This window comes from Intrasporangium zincisolvens (assembly GCF_034724055.1).
GTDB lineage: Bacteria > Actinomycetota > Actinomycetes > Actinomycetales > Dermatophilaceae > Monashia > Monashia zincisolvens.
In genome coordinates this window covers 107,277-124,118 of record NZ_JAWIIL010000005.1, presented here as the reverse complement: position 1 = coordinate 124,118, position 16,842 = coordinate 107,277, and the positions used below count along the sequence as shown (strand labels likewise).

Below are 16,842 nucleotides of genomic sequence, written 5' to 3'. Positions count from 1 at the left end.
GGGCAGGAGGCCCGCCAAGTGACGGGCCTCCTGCGAGGGGCTGGTGGGTCAGTACCGGGCGCGGGCACGACGGGCGCGTGCCTGCGCCTGCTGCGCGCGGCGTTCGGCCCGGTTGCTGGGTCCGTGCGGCTCGGCCCACTTGTCCGACCCCGTGGGGTACTCAGGCTCAACCGTCTCGTCACCCATGCCGGCCTCGGGCACGCTGACGAAGGGTGCCGAGGGCTGAGCGGGCTGCGAGGCGGATGCCGCTGCTGGTGTCCACGTGGTCCGCCAGCCGGCGAAGAGGTCCGCCAGCAGGCTCGGAGCGATCACCAGCGGCAGCAGCACCAGCTCGAGGCCCCAGCGCAGCCACGTGCCGCCGACGAGCCGGCCCAGGAGCCGGTGCACGACGGTGGACTGGCTGACCGGACGAACCAGGACGGCAAGAGACCGAGCGCCCTCGACGAGGGCCTGCGTCACCGGGTGGGCGACTACGGCGACGAATGCGCGCTGGACCGCTGTGCCGGTGTTGACGAGCCCCGTTGCGATGCGGTTGCCGGTCGGTCCCAGCTTGCCCAGCAGCGAGCGTGTCTGCTGCCAGAGGGCCTTCGCGCCGGCGCCGATCTTCGAGCCGAGCCAGCGGCCGACCCGGACCGTCGCCCTCCACACCGCCGGGATGCTGAGGACCGCGGCGGCTGCCGTCACCGGCCCAACGGACCGGAAGAGGTCACGGACCCGGGTGAGGCCTGTGGCGATGCGCGACCAGACGGGGCTGCCGCCGATGGCGGAGAGGGCGGCCTGGGCACGGGTCAGGACCCAGCCAGCCGCGCCGCGCGGCAGGGCGAGGAGGGTGTCGAAGGCCTGCCTGGCCGCCCTGCGGAGCCGGAGCAGGAGGGCGAACCGTTCTTTCTGGGATGGGGCTGGGACGGCGTATAGACCGCCGGGGTTGATGGGTTCTGCAGTGGACATGGTGGATCTCCTTCGTGGTGACGCCCGGCGGCAGGCCGCCTCGGGCACGACAAAGGCCCACCGCGTTGATGCGGCAGGCCTGGCATTCGGTGTGGTGCTCTGTGTGCTTGTGGAGCTTGGGGCAGGTGGGGCAGGTTCGGCATCCTTTCCCCCGTACGCGTGAACCAGTGAGGAGCGTCAGCTCGTTTCTGCCCCCGCTGCCCCAACGGATGACGGCCGTCAGGGACGGTCGGGTCGGATGCCTTCGTCGAGCATCAGGGTGAGCAGTTGGGCGAGGCGGTAGTCCCGGTCGCAGCGCAGCGCCCGGTCGAGGGCGACGCGTGCCAGGGCTCCGTCGCCGTGCCACCACGAGTAGGTGGCCAGCAGGGTCAGTGCCGGTGCCGCGTGGTCGTGGGTCGCGTGTCGGCACAGGTCGATGAGCCGGGACTTGACCGCGCCAGGGGTCATGTCGACGCCGTGCTCCTCCACAAGTGCGCGGACGGCGTGGCTACATGCGTCGACCAGCGCTCGGGTGTCCTCGGGCAGGACATCGAGCTCGAGGCCGTTCGGAACGAGCACGGCGGCGAGCCCGTCGCGGGTGGAGGTGTCCTTGAGTGACTGCAGCGCGACAGCAGCGTCCGCGATGCCAAGCGCGCCTTCCGGCCGGGTCAGGACTCGGGTCCAGACCTCAGCGAGACGGTGACGGGCCCGAGTGTCCGCCAAGCTGACCTGGGTCGGAGGCCTGTGCTCGAGCAGGTCGGCGACGTCCCGCGCGGCTGCGCCTTCCTCGAGCTGGGCGGCGAGCGTCCGGCGATCCGGTAGCGGCGCGCTGCCCTGGCCGATGAACTCAACGATGGGGTCCGCCACGTCCGCAGGCATCGGCAGCGGGGTGCCCTCGGGTGGGCAGCAGGATGGGCGGTCGCAGTGCAGAGAACGCCACCGGCCGTCATGGACCACGAGCCGGTCCCGGATGGAGACCCCCAGGGTCCCGAGCTGCTCGGTCACGGTATCGAGGAGTGGTCGGCTCTCCCCTGCCGTGTCTTCGTAGCCGACGAGGAGTACGGCCTCGGCGGCTTCCCGGCGCACATGCCGAAACAGCGCCTCCGCGACCTCCTCGACGCGCTCCGGGGCGGGCAAGTCGATCCGCGCGGTGAGGTCGATCTTGCTGTCGCGCAACGCCATCACGACGAGGGCGTGCTGCGGCTCGAAGCCGAGCAGGTGTGGGATGACGGCGAGCAGCTCGGCTGGGCTGCGCAGCTTGATGGGTGGTGCGGTCATGGTTTTCCTTTCGTGAGAGCCCGGCAGGGTCCGGGCATGCGAAAGGGCCCGCCACGGATGTGTGACGGGCCCTGCATGAACTCTGTGTGAGGGGGTTTCTCCAGTCCGTTGGTGGACGTGGTTATCCCAAAGCCTCGTGCCACCAATATTAGCATCGAATTTTACTGTGGCACAAGGGAACTGGCATCCTCCGCATGCTGAGCACAACCGCCGCGGCCGCAGAGAATCTGTTGTGGTCGCTCGCGCTGCCCGGGGAGAGCGCCGCCGACCTCTCAGCGGTTGCCGCCCGGGTGATCGTTGCTCGTGTGACGACAGCGGGGGAAGTTGCTGCACCCCCAAAACGTGCCGTACCGGCCTTGGCGCGGCGTGAGGACGCCCTTGGCGCAGGTCGGGCATCGCACCGGTGGTGGTTCGCCGGTGGCGTCGAGCGTGACGCTGCCGTCCAGCAGCAGCTCGGTGACGAAGGGTGACGGGGTCCCGCGAGGAGCGATGAGCACGACTCCTCTTCTGGCTCTGGTGAGTGCGACGTAGAGAAGCCGACGTTCCTCGGCGTGCGGGTGCGGCTCCGGGGCTGCCATGGCCAAGGAGAGCACCGGATCGTCGACGACTTGGGAGGGGAAGCCGTAGGTGCCGGAGCTGAGGTTCGGGACGATGACGTAGTCGGCTTCGAGTCCCTTGGCGGCGTGCACGGTGCGGAACGTGACGCGCAGGTTGCGGTAGGGGCGAGTCGGGACGTGCTTGCGGTCGAAGCCGTATCGGCCGAGCACGTCGACGCTCAGCATTTCGGAGTTGCGGCCCCGGACCGTCCCGGTGGCGACGGCCCTCTCCAAGTGGGTGAGGACCTCGCCGACGGCCGCCTGCGTGTCGGCGCTCGTGGCGACGTGTCGAAGGTGGATCCCCTCGAGCGCCTCGGGGCGGGCGGGCGCGGTGTGCTCCGAGCTGACCGTCTTCGCCAGCTGGGCCGGGTTCTTCACGATGAACCCACTGGCAGCGTCTGCGATCGACTGGTGGCACCGGAACGTTGTGCTCAGCTGCAGGTCGGGCCCGGGGCCGAAGTAGTCGTGGAAGCCGGTGACAAGGCTGACGTCGGCGCCGGCGAACCGGTTGATCGACTGCCAGTCGTCGCCGACGGCAAGCAGGTGTCGGCCGGGGCCGTCCACGAGGACACGGGTGAGCCGGGCCCTGGCCTGGCTCGCGTCCTGGAACTCATCAACCATGACCAGGTCGTAGGGGCTTCTCCAGGCGCCGGCCTCGAGGTGCTCCGCAGCCTGCACGAGCATGTCCTCGAAGTCGACGTAGCCACCGGCCGCCAGCCGGGCCTGCCACTCGCGGTGGATCCGCCAGTACAGGTCTAGGAACAGCTGCGCGCGGTGGCGGTTGCGCAGCCGGCCTGCGACCCTGCCCTGAACCTGCTCGGCGGTGAGCGAGTTCGACTTCACGTGCGCCATGAAGGTCCGGACCAGTCGGATGAGCTGTTCCTCCGGGAGCGCCCGGTGGGAGCCCGCGCGGCTCGGGTCCCACCGCAGCCGCAGCCCGGCGCGGCGCAGCTCGGCCCCCAGGCGCGGGAAGCCGGTCCCGTCCATGATGCCGGCCCACGTCGTTTCGAGCAGCTTCGTGCCGTGCCGGCGGTGCAGCTCACGCTTCCAGGCCATGTCCTCGAGGTATCCGGGCCAGTGCGCCGGCGGGTTCCCGTCGGCGTCGACGCCCCAGTGCTCGTGCCACACGTCGATGCTCGGGTAGTAGAAGTCCGGGTGGTATTGACGCCGGCGATCCGTGACGGTGCCGTGCGTGTAGGGCCGCTCGTACTCGTACGGGACGTGGTGCAGGTACAGCCAGTCGGCCAGCATCCGTTCGCCGTGGCTGCGAACCACGTGCCCGCCGAAGGTGGCGAACCCGGCCAGGCGGCGCTTCTGGTCCCAGGCGTCGGGTTCCGGCTCCGCGTCCGGGTCATCGGGCAGGCGCGAGTACAGCAGCCGGAAGCTGTCCCACGCGACGGCGAAGGCAGGGTCGGTGTCGCGCAGCTCGGCGACGATGCAGGCAAGCATCTCGGCGTCCTGGCCGCCGGCAACCCACGGCGCGACCGAGGGTCGAGTGCCTGTCGCGTGACCGATGACCTCGAGCCCGAAGGCGTGGAACGTGGTGGCGTGCACACCTGCTGAAGGGATACCGGCCGCATCGAAGCGGGCGCGGATGCGCTCCTTCAGCTCGGCGGCAGCCGCCTTGTTGAAGGCCAACAGCAGGATCCGGTCCGGACTGGTGAAACCGCGGTGCACCGCGTACGCCGCGCGCCCCACCATGACGGACGTCTTGCCCGAGCCTGCGGCGGCGATGACGTGGACGCGATTGTCGTACGTGTACACGGCTCGGGCCTGCTCCGGCGTGAGCCGGGTGGTCTCGATGCTGTCGAAGAAGGACTTGTGCTCCTGGACGGTTCGGGCAGCGATCGCCTCGTTGGCGGCGGCGGCTCTACTTGTGACGTCGGCCCCCGTGGTGGCGAGGGCGTGCACCTCCGCGGGCGTGAGCGGTCGCCCCAGCCGCCGTAGGACATCGGTCGGCGGGTCTGGATGGTTGGCCAGCAGATCGGCAACCTGCTCCGTGGTCACCCACCGGAGGGCACTCGTCGCCCTAGCGATGACGCCATCCACCTCAGCGGACCATGCTGTAGTGGCGGCGAGCTGGGCCTGGGCCCCGGCTTGGCGCAGCGCGCGACGAAGGGTCCGAGCTTGTGGCCACGGAAGCCCGGGAAGGACATGGCGCCCGGTGCCATCGGCTCCTGGAAGGGTTACGTCAGCCCGCCACCAGCGCCATGGCTGCCAGCTCACCCGGATCAGGCCGGCTTGCTGCGCCGGGATGCGGACCTCGCCCTGGTCGCCTCGCAGGAGAACCACGTCGCTGGTGATCGAGATGGACCAGCGCCCATGCGCCGGAGACCACGTCTGCGGGTCCACGTGCACGTTGAAGCGTTGCCCGGCCGTCAGGCCTGAGGCAGAGCGAGGGGGACGTCCTCGAGCCAGTCCCGAGTCACGTCGGTGGACCTGGCGGCCTGCAGAGTGACCTCCGCTCGTAGCGGCGACCCCCGGAGGGTCGCCCGGCAGACAGGCACCCTGCCTCGAGCGGCGACATGAGCAACGAGGTCTCGCAACTGCGCCGACATGGCCTTCGTCAGCACGCCAACCCGCTCGCCCATGAGTCGGACCTCGACGGCCTCGTAGGGCGTCGAACGCTCCGTCTTTGCCTCCTGCGCGAGGTGGAGAGTGACTGCCAGGTAGCGCTCGTGGTCGCTGACGTACCGAGTGAGCACCTCCATGTGGTCCTCCTCGCGGGTGACCTGCACCGACTTGCCGCGCGGGAGTACGTGGTACGGCTCATCAGGAAACGCGTTGAAGGACTGCACCCCTCGAGCCGGCGGGAGCCACACGACCACGTTGGCGTTCAGCCCGCCCCCGTGCCGCGGCATGGCCCACACCCGCGCCGGGACTGCCAGGTGTGTCTCCTCCTCAGCAAGCTCGGAGAGCGGCCCGTGGTACTCACTGGCGGCCTCCCGGGCGAGGAAGCCGACCATGCAGCCATCGACCCACACCGACACGGCCTGCCGGTCGAAGGGGTTGGTCGGGTCAGGCTCCAGATGGGCGGTGGCATCGTCGAGCTGCCGCCCCTCCTGCGGGATGCGCAGCCCACGCTTCCTGAAGAGCGACCTGATCTCGTCATCCCGGTACGCCTCGCCCACCACGGCGGTGTAGACCGAGGTCGGTGCCCACGACTCCACCGCCCGACCGGTCGGCGCGGGACTCCGATGGTTCTTCTTCGACTGTGGCCGTGGGGCCGAGGCCGGCGGCGGCACAGGCGCCGGCGTGGCGTCATGGAGCTGTCCGACCGATGGCGAAGCCGCGCCGTCGCTGACTTCCGCCTCCGGTGGTGTCTTACCCAGGCGGTTCCACGCGAGCGCAGCCAGACCCACCACCAGGAGCATGACCCCGACCGCGGGGCTGCCTGACGAGAAGGCGCCCATGGCGAGAAGAAGGCAGATGAGGCCAATGATCACGGTGGTTCCCCTGTTCGACGAGCTGCTCCCTGATCTTGTCGCGCATCTCCGCCGCAAGCATGGGATTCGTAGCAAATGCCCCGGACCGCGGCGGCCATGCCTTGTGTCATGCAGAGAGGTGGCTATCGAACAGCTGTTCGAGCATGCGCCACACTAGTGCCATGGCAGGAGGGTCAGGACGAGGGCACGAGCACCCCATCCCTCCGGTCCCGCCCAGCCGCCGGCACTGCTGGGTCCGTGGTGGGCAGGACGCGCCCGGGCCTCACCCAGGCATCGTGCTCGAGTGGCAGCAGCGTGACGGCGCCTGGTTCGCCCTCGTCGCCTACGTCATCGAGGCTGACCGCGTCCTAGTGCAGCAGTGGCTCTCGGCCGAGCTGCTGTCCCGGATCGGGTGAGCCGATCACAGACCGCCCACCGCGCGGGTCGGGAGAAGGCTGATCACCTGCCGGTGCGTACCGACCCGTGCCCGTCAGGCAGCAACTTGGACGTGGCGCCGGACCTGCCCGGACATCAAGGGCGCCGCCTGGGCGAGGAACGCCAGGGCGAGGAAGGCAGAGTGGGCATCGCCCCATGCACCCAGGCCGTACACGACCGCGCCGAACAGGGAGGTCACGATGACGAAGCCACGGGCCGCACGGCTACGTTTCCGGTAGACCAGCCAGAGCAGCAGGCCGCCAAAAACGAACCACAAGCCGGCCGCCGCCTCTCGGCCCACGCCGTAGTCGGTCGCCGCGACCTGGACCGCGAGGGCAACGCCCGAGATGCCAATGAGCCCGAGTGGGCCTCGGTCGTCACGTGTGGTGACCGGGTTCGTGACCGGTCTGCCCTCCATCGTTTCCCCCATGGGGCCAACCCTACGGATTCTCGGCGGCAGCGCCGGCATTAAGCCTTCTTCAGCCCGACGCGCGAGCAGCTAGGCAGACCGAGACGCTCCGTTCGCCTGAGTGTGGCCGCCAGCTGCCCGCTGCCGGACGTGGCGGATGTACCCGAGGGTGAAGCCGACCAGCAGGCTGACCGCCGTCACTGTGATCACTGTGGACAGGCCAACCATGACCGTGACCGGCAGGAGGAAGACCAACGATCCCTTGATCAGCGCTTCGGCCAGCAGCCCGAAGCCCCAGGCCAGGGAGCAGATTCGATGGCCACGGCGGACCAGTGGGTCGGTGTCGTAGCCGGCCACGAGTGAGCCGCCGGGGCCCTCACCCCAACTCTGGGCTGCTGCGAGCGTGAGGGGGCGGCCAACGGCCGTGGAGACGAGGAAGCAGATCCCGATCGTGCCGGTCAGCACCGAGTCCTTGAGTAGCAGAAACCGGGGGTCGCCGCTGACGAACGCGAGCCCGAGGCCGACCAGGAACGACACCAGGATCACCGTGGCGAACAGGTTCCAGGTCCGGTCGCGGGCAGCCACCCACAGGATCCGCGCCCCGGCAGCGAGGGTGCCTGCCAGCAGTGCCATCCAGTCCGAGGCGCCGACAAGGTGCAGGAGGTAGTAGGCGGCGAGAGGCAGCCCGACGTCCCAAGCCAGGCCGCGGATCATGGACCTCATGGCACAGCCACCCCACTCGCAGCTCGCGGATCGGGGGTGTGAACCCAGGCGTGGTTGCTGATCGTCCCGTGCACCTGTACGAGGGGTGGCCGGGTCCGGTCGCCCGAGGCAGCGATCGCCCCACCATCGCTCGGCTCGACGGTCGATCGCTCAGTCATGCCTCAAATTCTCGACGCTGCTGCATGTCTCTCGCTAGCAGTAGCTGTCACGGATCATCTGGCCCGGATCCGTAACGGATCACGCGGGGCCCGGCGCGGCCGGTCCGGTGCGAAGGACCCGAAGGACCACTGCCGCTGAGCAGCTGCACTGTCCCTCACGAGGTCATCGGAGTCGGTTCATCGGATCCTTCGGGGGACGGGTGCACCGATCGCGGGCTTCCCGCTGAGGGTGAGTCGTCCGTGCCCCAAGCATCACCCGGTCGAAAATGGTTCTCATGAGCGTCCCGGCCTCCATCCCCCTCGTTACCGGCAGGCACCGCAACCGAGCCCTCGCGACGGCACGGCAGGCCCGCGCCGTCCAGCTGGCGACGGAGGGGCGCACGTACCAGGAGATCGCCGACGAGCTCGGCTACGCCAACCGCGGCACGGTGCACCACATCGTCCACGACGCGCTGGCCCGCGACCGCAAGGTCGCCGTCGAGGACCACCAGCAGCTCGAGCTGGCACGGTTGGACGCCCTGCAGGCTGCGCTGTGGGACAAGGCGATGGCGGGTGACGTAGGGGCGGCCCGCGAGGTCCGCGCGGTGATCCTGGCTCGCTGTCGGCTGCTCGGGTTGGACGTTGGGGCGAAGCGGCCGAAGGTGTGGGCACCGCGGACGGTTGTCCTGTCGGCCGAGGACCGCGAGGTGCTCGGGCTCTGAAGGCGCCGGCGTTGCATGTCTTGCGTTGCAGCGCCATGAGTATCGGTGGCTTCCCTCTGCCTGGTGCTCGCCCGTCGGGTCATTCAGGCAAGACACAAGGATCTCCCCGCATACGCTTTGCCCTGTATGTTCGATCAGCCAGGAGGCGTGAGCTGTAGTCCGACAGGGGTATAACCAACGATGACAGCCGGATGGGGATCGACGCCCGAGACCTTCCCGTTCCAGTGCCAGCACTGCGGCGAGCCGAGGTCGCTGGAGGTGATCTTGCGTTGGCAACGTTCTCCCGACCCGGACGAGGACTTCGATCCCGAGCAGTGGACAGCCGCTCGCTGCCTGACGTGCCTCCGCCCCTACCTGTTCATCCAGGAACTTGAGTGGATCCCGCTCGTCGAGGGCTTCGCGTACGGCGACCGTCAGCAGGTCCATCCCCCGACCGACCGCGTGCTGCCGATGCCTGTGCCGGAGGCCATTCGGAACGACTACGACGAAGCACGACGGTGCATGCGTGCTCGCTGCTACACGGCTGCCGCGATCATGGCCAGACGATGCGTCCAGAGCATCTGCGTCCTGCACGGCTACCCCACGAGGACGCTCGTCCAAGGGCTGAAGAAGATGCTCGACGACAAGAAGATCGACCCCCGCCTCTACGACTGGGCCGACGCGGTGCGCGAGGTGGGCAACGAGGGAGCCCACGACACGGAGAAGCAGGTATCGCGAGAGGACGCCGAGGAGGTCCTCCTCTTCGTTGAGGCGCTGTGCGACTACCTCTACGTGTTCAGGGCGCGCTTCGAGACATTCACAAAGCGCCGGAAGGCCGCCAAGGAGCCGTGGCGACCATTCGACAAGAAGCCCGAGAAGCCAGCAGCGACCGCAGTCGCCGACGAAGCCGTTCCCGCCCAGTCGTGAGCCGAGCGAATGAGCCCCGGCGGCCAGCACTGCCGGAGATGACGGGGCCCCAGGTAGTCGCCCTGATGGATGCACTGCTCGCGAACGCCGACCGGCTCTTGAGCGGGGCCGCGACCCTTTTGGCATCCGGCGAGGTCGCGCTCGCGAGGTCCATCGGCATCCTCGGGGCCGAGGAGTCTGGCAAGGCCATCGCCATCTTCCAGAGACGAGTGAAGATGGCCACCGAGCCCGAGGGCGCTCCGTTCGTCACCAGAGACCTTCTTGCTCTGTGGCGCGATCACAACCTGAAACTCGCAGCCGTCCACAAGTTCCTCGACGACGAGGCCTACTGGTTCGGTGAAGGTCCATGGCACGAGCGGCCAGATGCAGAGGCCATCGCCGTGGAGATCGACTCATGGCGTACTGACCGGAACGCCGCCAAGCAGGGAGGCTTCTACGTCGACGTCTCGCCGTCGGGTGACCCGGTTGAGCCGGAGGAGATCACGGACGTCGAGGAAGTGCGTCTCGTGCTCTCCGCGATCCACCAGATCGGCTGGCAGTTGAGGCTGGGCGAGCACATCGAGGCGAAGGCGCAGATGCAGCGCGCTCAAGGCACCCCAGCCATGTCGCCGGAGGAGGCGTCGGCGTTCACGGAGACGCTGCGTGAACTCCTCCCGGCCGATCAACTCGACGAGGTCGTGTTTACGAAGGAGTGGCTGCGCGACGTCGAGCAGAGCATGGCCGAAGGCAAGCCGGGGACCCCGCGCAACAATGAGGCCTACTGCCTACACCTCCCCGAGCACCCCTTCGCCCACGTCGGCTCCAAGGGCTATGAAGCGGAGACCCGCGAGTTGGTGGCCGTGTGGAACTCATCCGAGCCAGAGGATCACGAGGAAGAACCCGATGGCGCACGCGCCTGACGGACACGTCAAGAACTAAGCGACTCTTCCAAGCCCGAAGTGGAATCTCGCCAGGTCAGGTCTTCCGACGAGAGCTGCCGGGCGACGCGCCGCGACGCCAGGTGCTCTGCCGACGCGAGCGGTACGTCTCGCCGGCCAGGATCTCAGCCTTGTTTCGGGCAGCGGCCTGGTGAGCGCCGGCGCAGGAGGCGTGGGCCCACTGCCCGTCGACGCACTTGCCGATCGGTGTTCCGACAGCGAAGGGGCGCAGGCAGATGGGACAGCGCCCAGGCCGCGTGGCGGTGACGCCTGTGCCCTTGGAGTTCGTGCCGACCTTGCCTCGGTCGCTCGCTGCCTGCGAGCCGGAGCCGGCAACCCGCGCCTGCTCGAGGCAGTAGGCGTGAACCCGGTCGCCCTTCTTTGTCCTCGCGCCGTCGTCGTCCGTCATCGGTGCGCGACAGATGGGGCACCGAGGTCGTTCCACCCGCATGCGAGCAGCGTGCCAGGGCCCACCGACAGTCCGGCGCTCAGGCCAACCCGCAGAGCGGGCGGAACTGTGGCAGAGGCGAACCGCGGTGGGCGTGCAGTGAGCAGATGGCCTCGTGTTGAGAAGCAAGACCGCTCCTGCCGGGGCCGGAGCTCGTCAACCTGCCCCTGGGCTGAATAGCTGGACCTACGTGTCAGTGCTGCTCCGATGCGACATCAGCCAGAGGTTCAGCCGGCCGAGCATCGGCGGACCGGTCGGAGTCCCCAACACCCTCGACATCCACAGGCTCCGTACCGTCTTGCGACGAGTACTCCGTCGAGCTGAGGCTGTGCGGCGTCGTCTCCTCCGCGTCCCGCGGGGTCGGTCCAGCCGGACGCAGCTTGGGCGGCGCGGCGGACCACGCCTTCAGGGACTGCAGGACGTCTGCGTAGAAGGTGTCCGTCGCGCCGAGCATCGAGTCGATGAACGAGCCCCGGCCGCGGCCGCGCTTGGTGCCCATGCCTGCGGACAGGGCGAGACGGAAGGAGCGGATCTCCTTGGCTGCATCCACCACGAGCACCGACGGGTCTTGGCGGACGGCGCCAAGCAGCTCGGCGGCGCTCGAGCCGCGCCCGTGCGCGGTGAAGGTCTCGACCCGGACCGAGTCGGGCGCGGCCTTGAGCTGCCGCACCAGCCAGTTCACCCGGGTGGTGGGGCGACCCTCCCGGGGCGCGTCCACGTCGACGTGGCAGGTGACCTTCGAGGCCCGCAGGTCGGCGGTCACGACAAGCTGGCCGACGGTGTCCGGGATGCGGATGGCCCCGGCGAGCTGACCGGTCTGGCAGATCATCGCCGTCAGCGCCTGCGCGCGCAGGGCCGGATCGGCCTGCTCCCTGCGCGAGAGCACCGGGACGACCTCGGTGCCGAGCTGGCGCCCCAGGCGCAGGCTGGCGAACCGCAGCAGCGCGTCGAAGCGGGCGACCACGTCGGCAACGCCCTTGTCGGTGGCGCGCAGAGTGCCGGCGGCCACCGCGTCGCGCACGGACACCCAGGTCTCGCCCATGTCGTCGAACTCAAGGGCTCCGGAGCGGCTGTGCTCCAGGTAGCGGATGAGCTCACCCAGGATCCACGCCTGGTCCGGGTCGGCGACACCGCGGAACTCCTTCTGCATCACCGCCTCGGCGAGCACCTGCGTCCACGACAGGTGATGCAGAGCGACCTTGCGCAGCTTGCGCTTGTCGACCTTCGTCGGGTGCTGCCCCGCCACCGCCGGGATCTCATTGGAGATGGTGACGACGGCGTCGTAGCCCTGCTCCTTCGCGATGTCGAGGTAGTTCTCAAGCTGCTCGACCTGCAGCGCGTTGGAGCCGGTCTTGACCTCCACCAACGCGGTCCAGGAACGGGCGCCGCGGCTGACGCGGATGAGGCCGTCAGGGTAGAGCTTCCTGTCGCCGAGCAGGAACGGCACCTCGATGTAGGTCTCGATCGTGCCAGCCGGGGCACCGAGGGGCTTGACCAGCGCCCGGCCGAACTCGCGGACCGCCGAGATCACGGCGAGCAGCGCGGACGTGGCGCGGCGTTCCTGCTCCTCGGCGCCGTTGATGCCGGACGTCGGGATGAGGCGCGCCTCGTGCCAGCTCTCCTCGGCCATCGTTCCCCCTGTGTGGTCTGGTCTGTGATCTGCAAGGTGGACGGTACCGGCGGCTGCTCCAGGTTTGCGCCGTTTGCGACGACGGATCTGCCGGCACCCGAGCCCTCCGGACTGCGAGGAGTGCCCAAATTGTCAGTTCAAGGGACCTCGACACCCGCTCCGCCGTAGGGTCCGGAAGGCGGCAGAGGGGAGAAAAGGTGACGCTGGACGATGGTGACGGTGGAGTAGGGATCGTGGGTCCACCGCCCGCTCGGTCGGTGAAGGTCATGAAGCTCCGCTACGCCGGCGTGTGCGCGTGTGGGCGCGAGCTCGCAGCCGGCACTCGCGCGGGATGGGACAAGGCCGCGCGCCAGGTCCTCTGCACGGACTGCCTTGGCATCCCTGGGGATGGGGCGCGGGCCGGGAAGCGCGACACGGTGGTCGACATGACGCTCGACCCCGGAGCCCCAGCAGCTGGGCCGTCCCCATCTCCTCACGAGGGCCACCGAACGGAGGACATTTCTCATGGTGCTCCAACAGCGGGAGGGGTTCCGGAGGTGGCGGACGGGGCGCCAGTCGAGGTTGGTCGCCCGGGCGCCTCACTGGACGGCGAGTACCGCAGGCGCAAGCAGGCGCGCGAGGAGCGCATCCGCGGCAAGCACCCCCGGCTCGGCGGGCTCATCTTGGCCCTGAGCGAAGAGCCAGCGTCCACAAAGGCATTCGCGACCGGGGCCGAGGGCGAGCGACGCATCGCCGCCAGGCTGGAGAAGGACTGCGGCACCGACGTGCTGTTCCTGCACAACCGCAAGCTCGGCCACGGGCGCCGTGATGGCGACGTCGACCACATCGCCATCGCCCCGTCCGGCATCTACATCATCGACGCGAAGAGGTACCGCAACGCCGCCGTGCGGGTCCGTCGAACCGGCGGACTGTTCTCCCCGGCGCAGGAGCAGCTGATGGTCGGCGGACGCGACCGGACCAAGCTCATCGACGGCAGCCTCAAGCAGCTCGCCGCAGTGCTCGCCGCCCTCGGTGATGACCCCGACGCGAACGCCGTGCGGGTCACCGCGCTGCTGTGCTTCATCGACGCCGACCTACCGCTGTGGGGTGACCAAGAAATGCGGGGCGTGCGGCTGCTCGGGCCGCGCGGCACCAGCAAGCTTCTTCGGCGGCCCGGGGACATCACGGATAGCCGACGCCGCTCTCTCCACCGCCACCTGGCGGCAGCTCTGCCGCCAGCATGAGCGCGTCCACCAAGCCCCGGGCGATCTTTCTCGACGACACGGGCGTGGCCCTAGGGCGCCCGAAAGGCCACCGGACCCGCAGGACCCGGTGTCCGAGCATAGGGTGCGGCCATGTCCTTCACCGCGATCCACCGGGCGTTGGGCCGCGATCCCGGCCCCCTGACTGACGAACTACTCGATGAAGCTGTTCAGGCGGGGGTGACAGAGGCGCACGATCTCGACTGGAAGAAGCAACTGCCTCCGGAGCAGAACCTGCAGCAAACCGACTTCCCGAAGGACGTCGCGGCCATGGCAAATGTCGGCGGCGGAGTGATCGTGTTCGGCGTCAGCGAGGCGGACAAGAAGGCGGATGGCCGCCTTGACGTCGGTGAGCTGTCCGAGCGTCACGAGAGGACCTTGCGCGCGGCCGCGGTCACCGCCATCTCACCGCCGGTCTTCGGGCTGGAGATCGTGCGGCTCGGAACGGAGACACGAGCCGTCGCCGTGATCGTGCCGGCGAGCGTCGATGGCCCGCACCTGATCTACAAGGGCGAGTACTTCGGGGCGCCGATGCGCGTCGACGCCGACACGCACTGGATGCGCGAGCGTGAGCTCGAGGACGCATACCGGACACGCTTCGACGATCGTCGTCGAGCCACCCAGGAGCTCGACGCGCTCTACCGCGAGCTGCTCGAGGCACGCAACATCGGTGAGGCACCGATGCCCTGGATGGTCTGTGTCGCACGACCGCGACGACCCAGGCCCACCCGTCAGCGGCTCACCAAGGAACAGGCCGCGAGCTTCTGGACGGTGGCGGAAGCAACACTCACCTACGCGCATCGTCAGTTCCCAAGACCCACACATCATCTCGATGTGCATAATCCGCGGGCCGGCCTGCGGCGTATGGTTTTTCGCCCGGCGATGCCCGAGCAGCCGTGGACCGAGACCTGGGCGGCGTTCCACGACGACGGAGCGGTCACTCTGGCAGGCGTCGTGCGTGACCGGCCACGCCCTGATGCCGGGCAGGATCAGCACCCAGTCGAGCTGGTGCGCGCCGTCAACATCGAAGCATTCGTGGCGGACATCATGGCCTTGGTCAAGGCCTCAGCCCACCACCATGACCTCGACGAGTTCGAGGTCATGGTCGGAATCGAGTGGAACAGCGGGAAACGGCTACTTCTGCAGACGGTCGACATCACCGACCAAGACTTCACGGGGACGTCCGTGCCGTTGGCTCGATACGCGAAGGTGCCCGCGACGGTCTCGACCCAGGCGAGCCCGGCCAACTACCACAGGGCGGTACACGAACTAGCACTCGACGCCGTGAACCAGGGAGGCATTGCCCACGTGCGACTGATCAACCCCCCGCCGATGCCGTAGCGCCGTACGCCTACGGGAGCTCCTCAACTGGAACAACGCGCTGAAGTTGCACGACCCGGCGGTGGTACCGGGTGGTGCCGTCTGGTCGCTCGTTGGTGGTCACAGACACAAGGAGGTGCACTTCGTCTCCGATTCTGAACTTGCCACGCCATGCCTCGCGCGGTAGGTCACCCGCGTCGAAACGCTCGTTGATGCCATCCACCTCGATGACCCATTTGTCGACGTCCGACACCGTGTGCGCGACCCCGACCACACTCAGCTCCTCAGCATCAAGATGGCGTCCCTCCACGAACTTCTTCACGCGGTCGGCTTGGCTCGACGTGAAGTTCGTGCGACGTGTCGGTTGACCGGGTTCCCGCCAAGCAACATCCAGGTCCAAGTTGGAGGACGCGAGCACCGCCGCGAGGCTACTGATGGCTCGTGCAGTGCGCGGCCCCAGGCCCCGCAGTTGGTCGGCGTTGCGGTTGTCATCCGCGAGATCACCGTGCGCCAGGTCGTCACAGAGCGAGATCAGGCGACCGCTGGCTCTGTCTGCCAAGGGTCGAGCGGCCGCTCCGAGTGCCATCCTCCTAGTGCCGTCCGCTCCGTCAACTTCACCGAGGGCATTGGCCTTCGGTGCCACCTTGAGCACCAAGGATCCGGGCGCGGGCGCCGCCACAAGCTGCAACTGCAGGCGCTCAGTCAGTTCAGCGCCCAGGCGGCCCGTCGTACTCGTGACGCCTTCCATGGCTGCGCCGACTGCGTTCAATGCGCGTTGCCATGCCAAGGCCACGCGTGAAACATCATCAAGGTCCGCGCGATGGTTCTCAACCATCGCGCCATGCAGTCGTAGCTCGCCAGCACTGCTGATCGTGCGAGCGTCACCTTCCTGCTGAGCAACGAACGACTCGATACTTCGTCTGCCAACTTCCTCGACACTTGTCCACCGCGCCGGCGGCAGTTCGGACATCCCCCGCCGTCCCATGAGCCGCTGAAGCGCTGACGGCTCAGGGGTGTTGGTAGCCATCGACGATCACCTCCAGGTAGCCGCGTCGAATCAGAGAGTCTTCCTTTGGATGCGCGTTGTCGCGGACCCTGCTCCACAGGTCGTCCCAGTACCCCCTCTGCTGAAGGTACCTCTCGAGTCTGTCAGCGTTGTTCCCCTTGCGAACGCCCGGTCGAGGCCACCAAGGGAGGATGGGCGCATCCACGCGCAAACCCAGTACGTCCTTGACCTTGAAGTTGCTCATGATGTCGACGATCTGCGCTCCATGGCTGGCGGGGTCCACGTCTTCGAGCACCTTGTGGTGGATGACGTACAGCGCGTCGATGTCCCCGGGGGTCTGCTTGTCGGTGAAAAAACTGCCAGAGAGCCAGCAGGCGGCGACCGGCCCCACTTCCTGCTGGACGATTCGGGTGAGCTCCTGCCACTCGGCCCAGAGAGCCGCTCGGTGGGCGGCGTCCGGCAACACGCAGATCGTTCGCTCGATGTCGGCAGGGTCGACGCAGTAGCGGCCCACGACGAAGCCGTTCTCGTTGCGAGGGGGCAACGCCGCGACGGTCGCGCTCATCGGTTACGCACCAAACATTGACGCCTCCCACAACCATGCCGAACGCCGTTGGTCATCGCCTGCACCCCTGTCGCTGTCTGCCTGCCTCTCGGCGGTGTCCTCGCACCGTAGCCGAGCCGGAGCCGACCTTGACGCACCCCGCCGAGACATCTCGATG

At 68.5% G+C, this 16,842-nt stretch carries 14 protein-coding genes; 5 read left to right on the top strand and 9 right to left on the bottom strand.

The genetic code is table 11. The annotated features are described in order from the left end of the window. Nucleotides 1–48 precede the first annotated feature (48 nt). The 6 genes from RY076_RS14845 to RY076_RS14820 all read right to left on the bottom strand — a co-directional run bounded on the left by RY076_RS14845 (nt 49) and on the right by RY076_RS14820 (nt 7,784). Complete coding sequence (locus RY076_RS14845; RefSeq protein WP_323099406.1) at nt 49–948, bottom strand: hypothetical protein; 900 nt, start codon at nt 946–948, stop codon at nt 49–51. A gap of 219 nt (nt 949–1,167) precedes the next feature. After that, entirely contained in the window at nt 1,168–2,205 is a 1,038-nt protein-coding gene (locus RY076_RS14840; RefSeq protein ID WP_323099404.1) for a DUF4192 domain-containing protein, read from the bottom strand. A 272-nt stretch (nt 2,206–2,477) separates the two neighbouring features. Then, nucleotides 2,478–4,808: a UvrD-helicase domain-containing protein gene (locus tag RY076_RS14835; RefSeq protein ID WP_323099402.1), complete on the bottom strand. Its 2,331-nt coding sequence runs from the start codon at nt 4,806–4,808 to the stop codon at nt 2,478–2,480. 371 nt (nt 4,809–5,179) lie between these two features. Further along, nucleotides 5,180–6,247 (bottom strand): hypothetical protein, encoded by a 1,068-nt coding sequence (locus RY076_RS14830; protein WP_323099400.1) that lies wholly within the window; start codon nt 6,245–6,247, stop codon nt 5,180–5,182. A 469-nt stretch (nt 6,248–6,716) separates the two neighbouring features. Continuing rightward, on the bottom strand, nt 6,717–7,091 hold the full coding sequence (locus RY076_RS14825; protein ID WP_323099398.1) for a hypothetical protein: 375 nt from the start codon (nt 7,089–7,091) through the stop codon (nt 6,717–6,719). 69 nt (nt 7,092–7,160) lie between these two features. Then, complete coding sequence (locus tag RY076_RS14820) at nt 7,161–7,784, bottom strand: VC0807 family protein (RefSeq protein WP_323099397.1); 624 nt, start codon at nt 7,782–7,784, stop codon at nt 7,161–7,163. Nucleotides 7,785–8,226: 442 nt separating this feature from the next. On the opposite strand from RY076_RS14820, the gene RY076_RS14815 reads away from it, so the two are divergent. The 3 genes from RY076_RS14815 to RY076_RS14805 all read left to right on the top strand — a co-directional run bounded on the left by RY076_RS14815 (nt 8,227) and on the right by RY076_RS14805 (nt 10,457). Beyond that, complete coding sequence (locus RY076_RS14815) at nt 8,227–8,652, top strand: hypothetical protein (RefSeq protein ID WP_323099395.1); 426 nt, start codon at nt 8,227–8,229, stop codon at nt 8,650–8,652. A gap of 180 nt (nt 8,653–8,832) precedes the next feature. After that, nucleotides 8,833–9,558, top strand: coding sequence for a DUF4145 domain-containing protein (locus RY076_RS14810; protein ID WP_323099393.1), 726 nt, complete (start codon nt 8,833–8,835; stop codon nt 9,556–9,558). A gap of 65 nt (nt 9,559–9,623) precedes the next feature. Further along, the gene (locus RY076_RS14805) at nt 9,624–10,457 is read left to right on the top strand and encodes an AbiV family abortive infection protein (RefSeq protein ID WP_323099391.1); all 834 of its coding nucleotides are present in this window, start codon (nt 9,624–9,626) and stop codon (nt 10,455–10,457) included. A 659-nt stretch (nt 10,458–11,116) separates the two neighbouring features. Here the strand turns inward: RY076_RS14805 and RY076_RS14800 are convergent. Continuing rightward, nucleotides 11,117–12,553 carry a hypothetical protein gene (locus tag RY076_RS14800; RefSeq protein ID WP_323099389.1) on the bottom strand — a complete coding sequence of 479 codons (1,437 nt, stop codon included), beginning with the start codon at nt 12,551–12,553 and terminating at the stop codon, nt 11,117–11,119. Between the two features lie 536 nt (nt 12,554–13,089). On the opposite strand from RY076_RS14800, the gene RY076_RS14795 reads away from it, so the two are divergent. Both RY076_RS14795 and RY076_RS14790 read left to right on the top strand, forming a co-directional pair. After that, nucleotides 13,090–13,776, top strand: coding sequence for a nuclease-related domain-containing protein (locus RY076_RS14795; RefSeq protein WP_323099387.1), 687 nt, complete (start codon nt 13,090–13,092; stop codon nt 13,774–13,776). Nucleotides 13,777–13,887: 111 nt separating this feature from the next. Further along, nucleotides 13,888–15,135 (top strand): RNA-binding domain-containing protein, encoded by a 1,248-nt coding sequence (locus RY076_RS14790; protein ID WP_323099385.1) that lies wholly within the window; start codon nt 13,888–13,890, stop codon nt 15,133–15,135. 10 nt (nt 15,136–15,145) lie between these two features. Here RY076_RS14790 and RY076_RS14785 read toward each other — a convergent pair whose 3' ends face one another. Both RY076_RS14785 and RY076_RS14780 read right to left on the bottom strand, forming a co-directional pair. Further along, nucleotides 15,146–16,141, bottom strand: a complete 996-nt coding sequence (locus RY076_RS14785; RefSeq protein ID WP_323099383.1) for a hypothetical protein — start codon at nt 16,139–16,141, stop codon at nt 15,146–15,148. After that, entirely contained in the window at nt 16,122–16,685 is a 564-nt protein-coding gene (locus RY076_RS14780; protein WP_323099381.1) for a DUF6932 family protein, read from the bottom strand. The genes RY076_RS14785 and RY076_RS14780 overlap by 20 nt, the downstream gene beginning before the upstream one ends. Nucleotides 16,686–16,842: the final 157 nt, after the last annotated feature.

Bases quoted from the DNA above. Each gene is read 5' to 3' on its own strand.
- RY076_RS14845 (WP_323099406.1), bottom strand. From the start codon at position 948: ATGTCCACTGCAGAACCCATCAACCCCGGCGGTCTATACGCCGTCCCA.
- RY076_RS14840 (WP_323099404.1), bottom strand. From the start codon at position 2,205: ATGACCGCACCACCCATCAAGCTGCGCAGCCCAGCCGAGCTGCTCGCC.
- RY076_RS14825 (WP_323099398.1), bottom strand. From the start codon at position 7,091: ATGGGGGAAACGATGGAGGGCAGACCGGTCACGAACCCGGTCACCACA.
- RY076_RS14820 (WP_323099397.1), bottom strand. From the start codon at position 7,784: ATGATCCGCGGCCTGGCTTGGGACGTCGGGCTGCCTCTCGCCGCCTAC.
- RY076_RS14815 (WP_323099395.1), top strand. From the start codon at position 8,227: ATGAGCGTCCCGGCCTCCATCCCCCTCGTTACCGGCAGGCACCGCAAC.
- RY076_RS14810 (WP_323099393.1), top strand. From the start codon at position 8,833: ATGACAGCCGGATGGGGATCGACGCCCGAGACCTTCCCGTTCCAGTGC.
- RY076_RS14805 (WP_323099391.1), top strand. From the start codon at position 9,624: ATGGATGCACTGCTCGCGAACGCCGACCGGCTCTTGAGCGGGGCCGCG.
- RY076_RS14800 (WP_323099389.1), bottom strand. From the start codon at position 12,553: ATGGCCGAGGAGAGCTGGCACGAGGCGCGCCTCATCCCGACGTCCGGC.
- RY076_RS14790 (WP_323099385.1), top strand. From the start codon at position 13,888: ATGTCCTTCACCGCGATCCACCGGGCGTTGGGCCGCGATCCCGGCCCC.
- RY076_RS14785 (WP_323099383.1), bottom strand. From the start codon at position 16,141: ATGGCTACCAACACCCCTGAGCCGTCAGCGCTTCAGCGGCTCATGGGA.
- RY076_RS14780 (WP_323099381.1), bottom strand. From the start codon at position 16,685: ATGAGCGCGACCGTCGCGGCGTTGCCCCCTCGCAACGAGAACGGCTTC.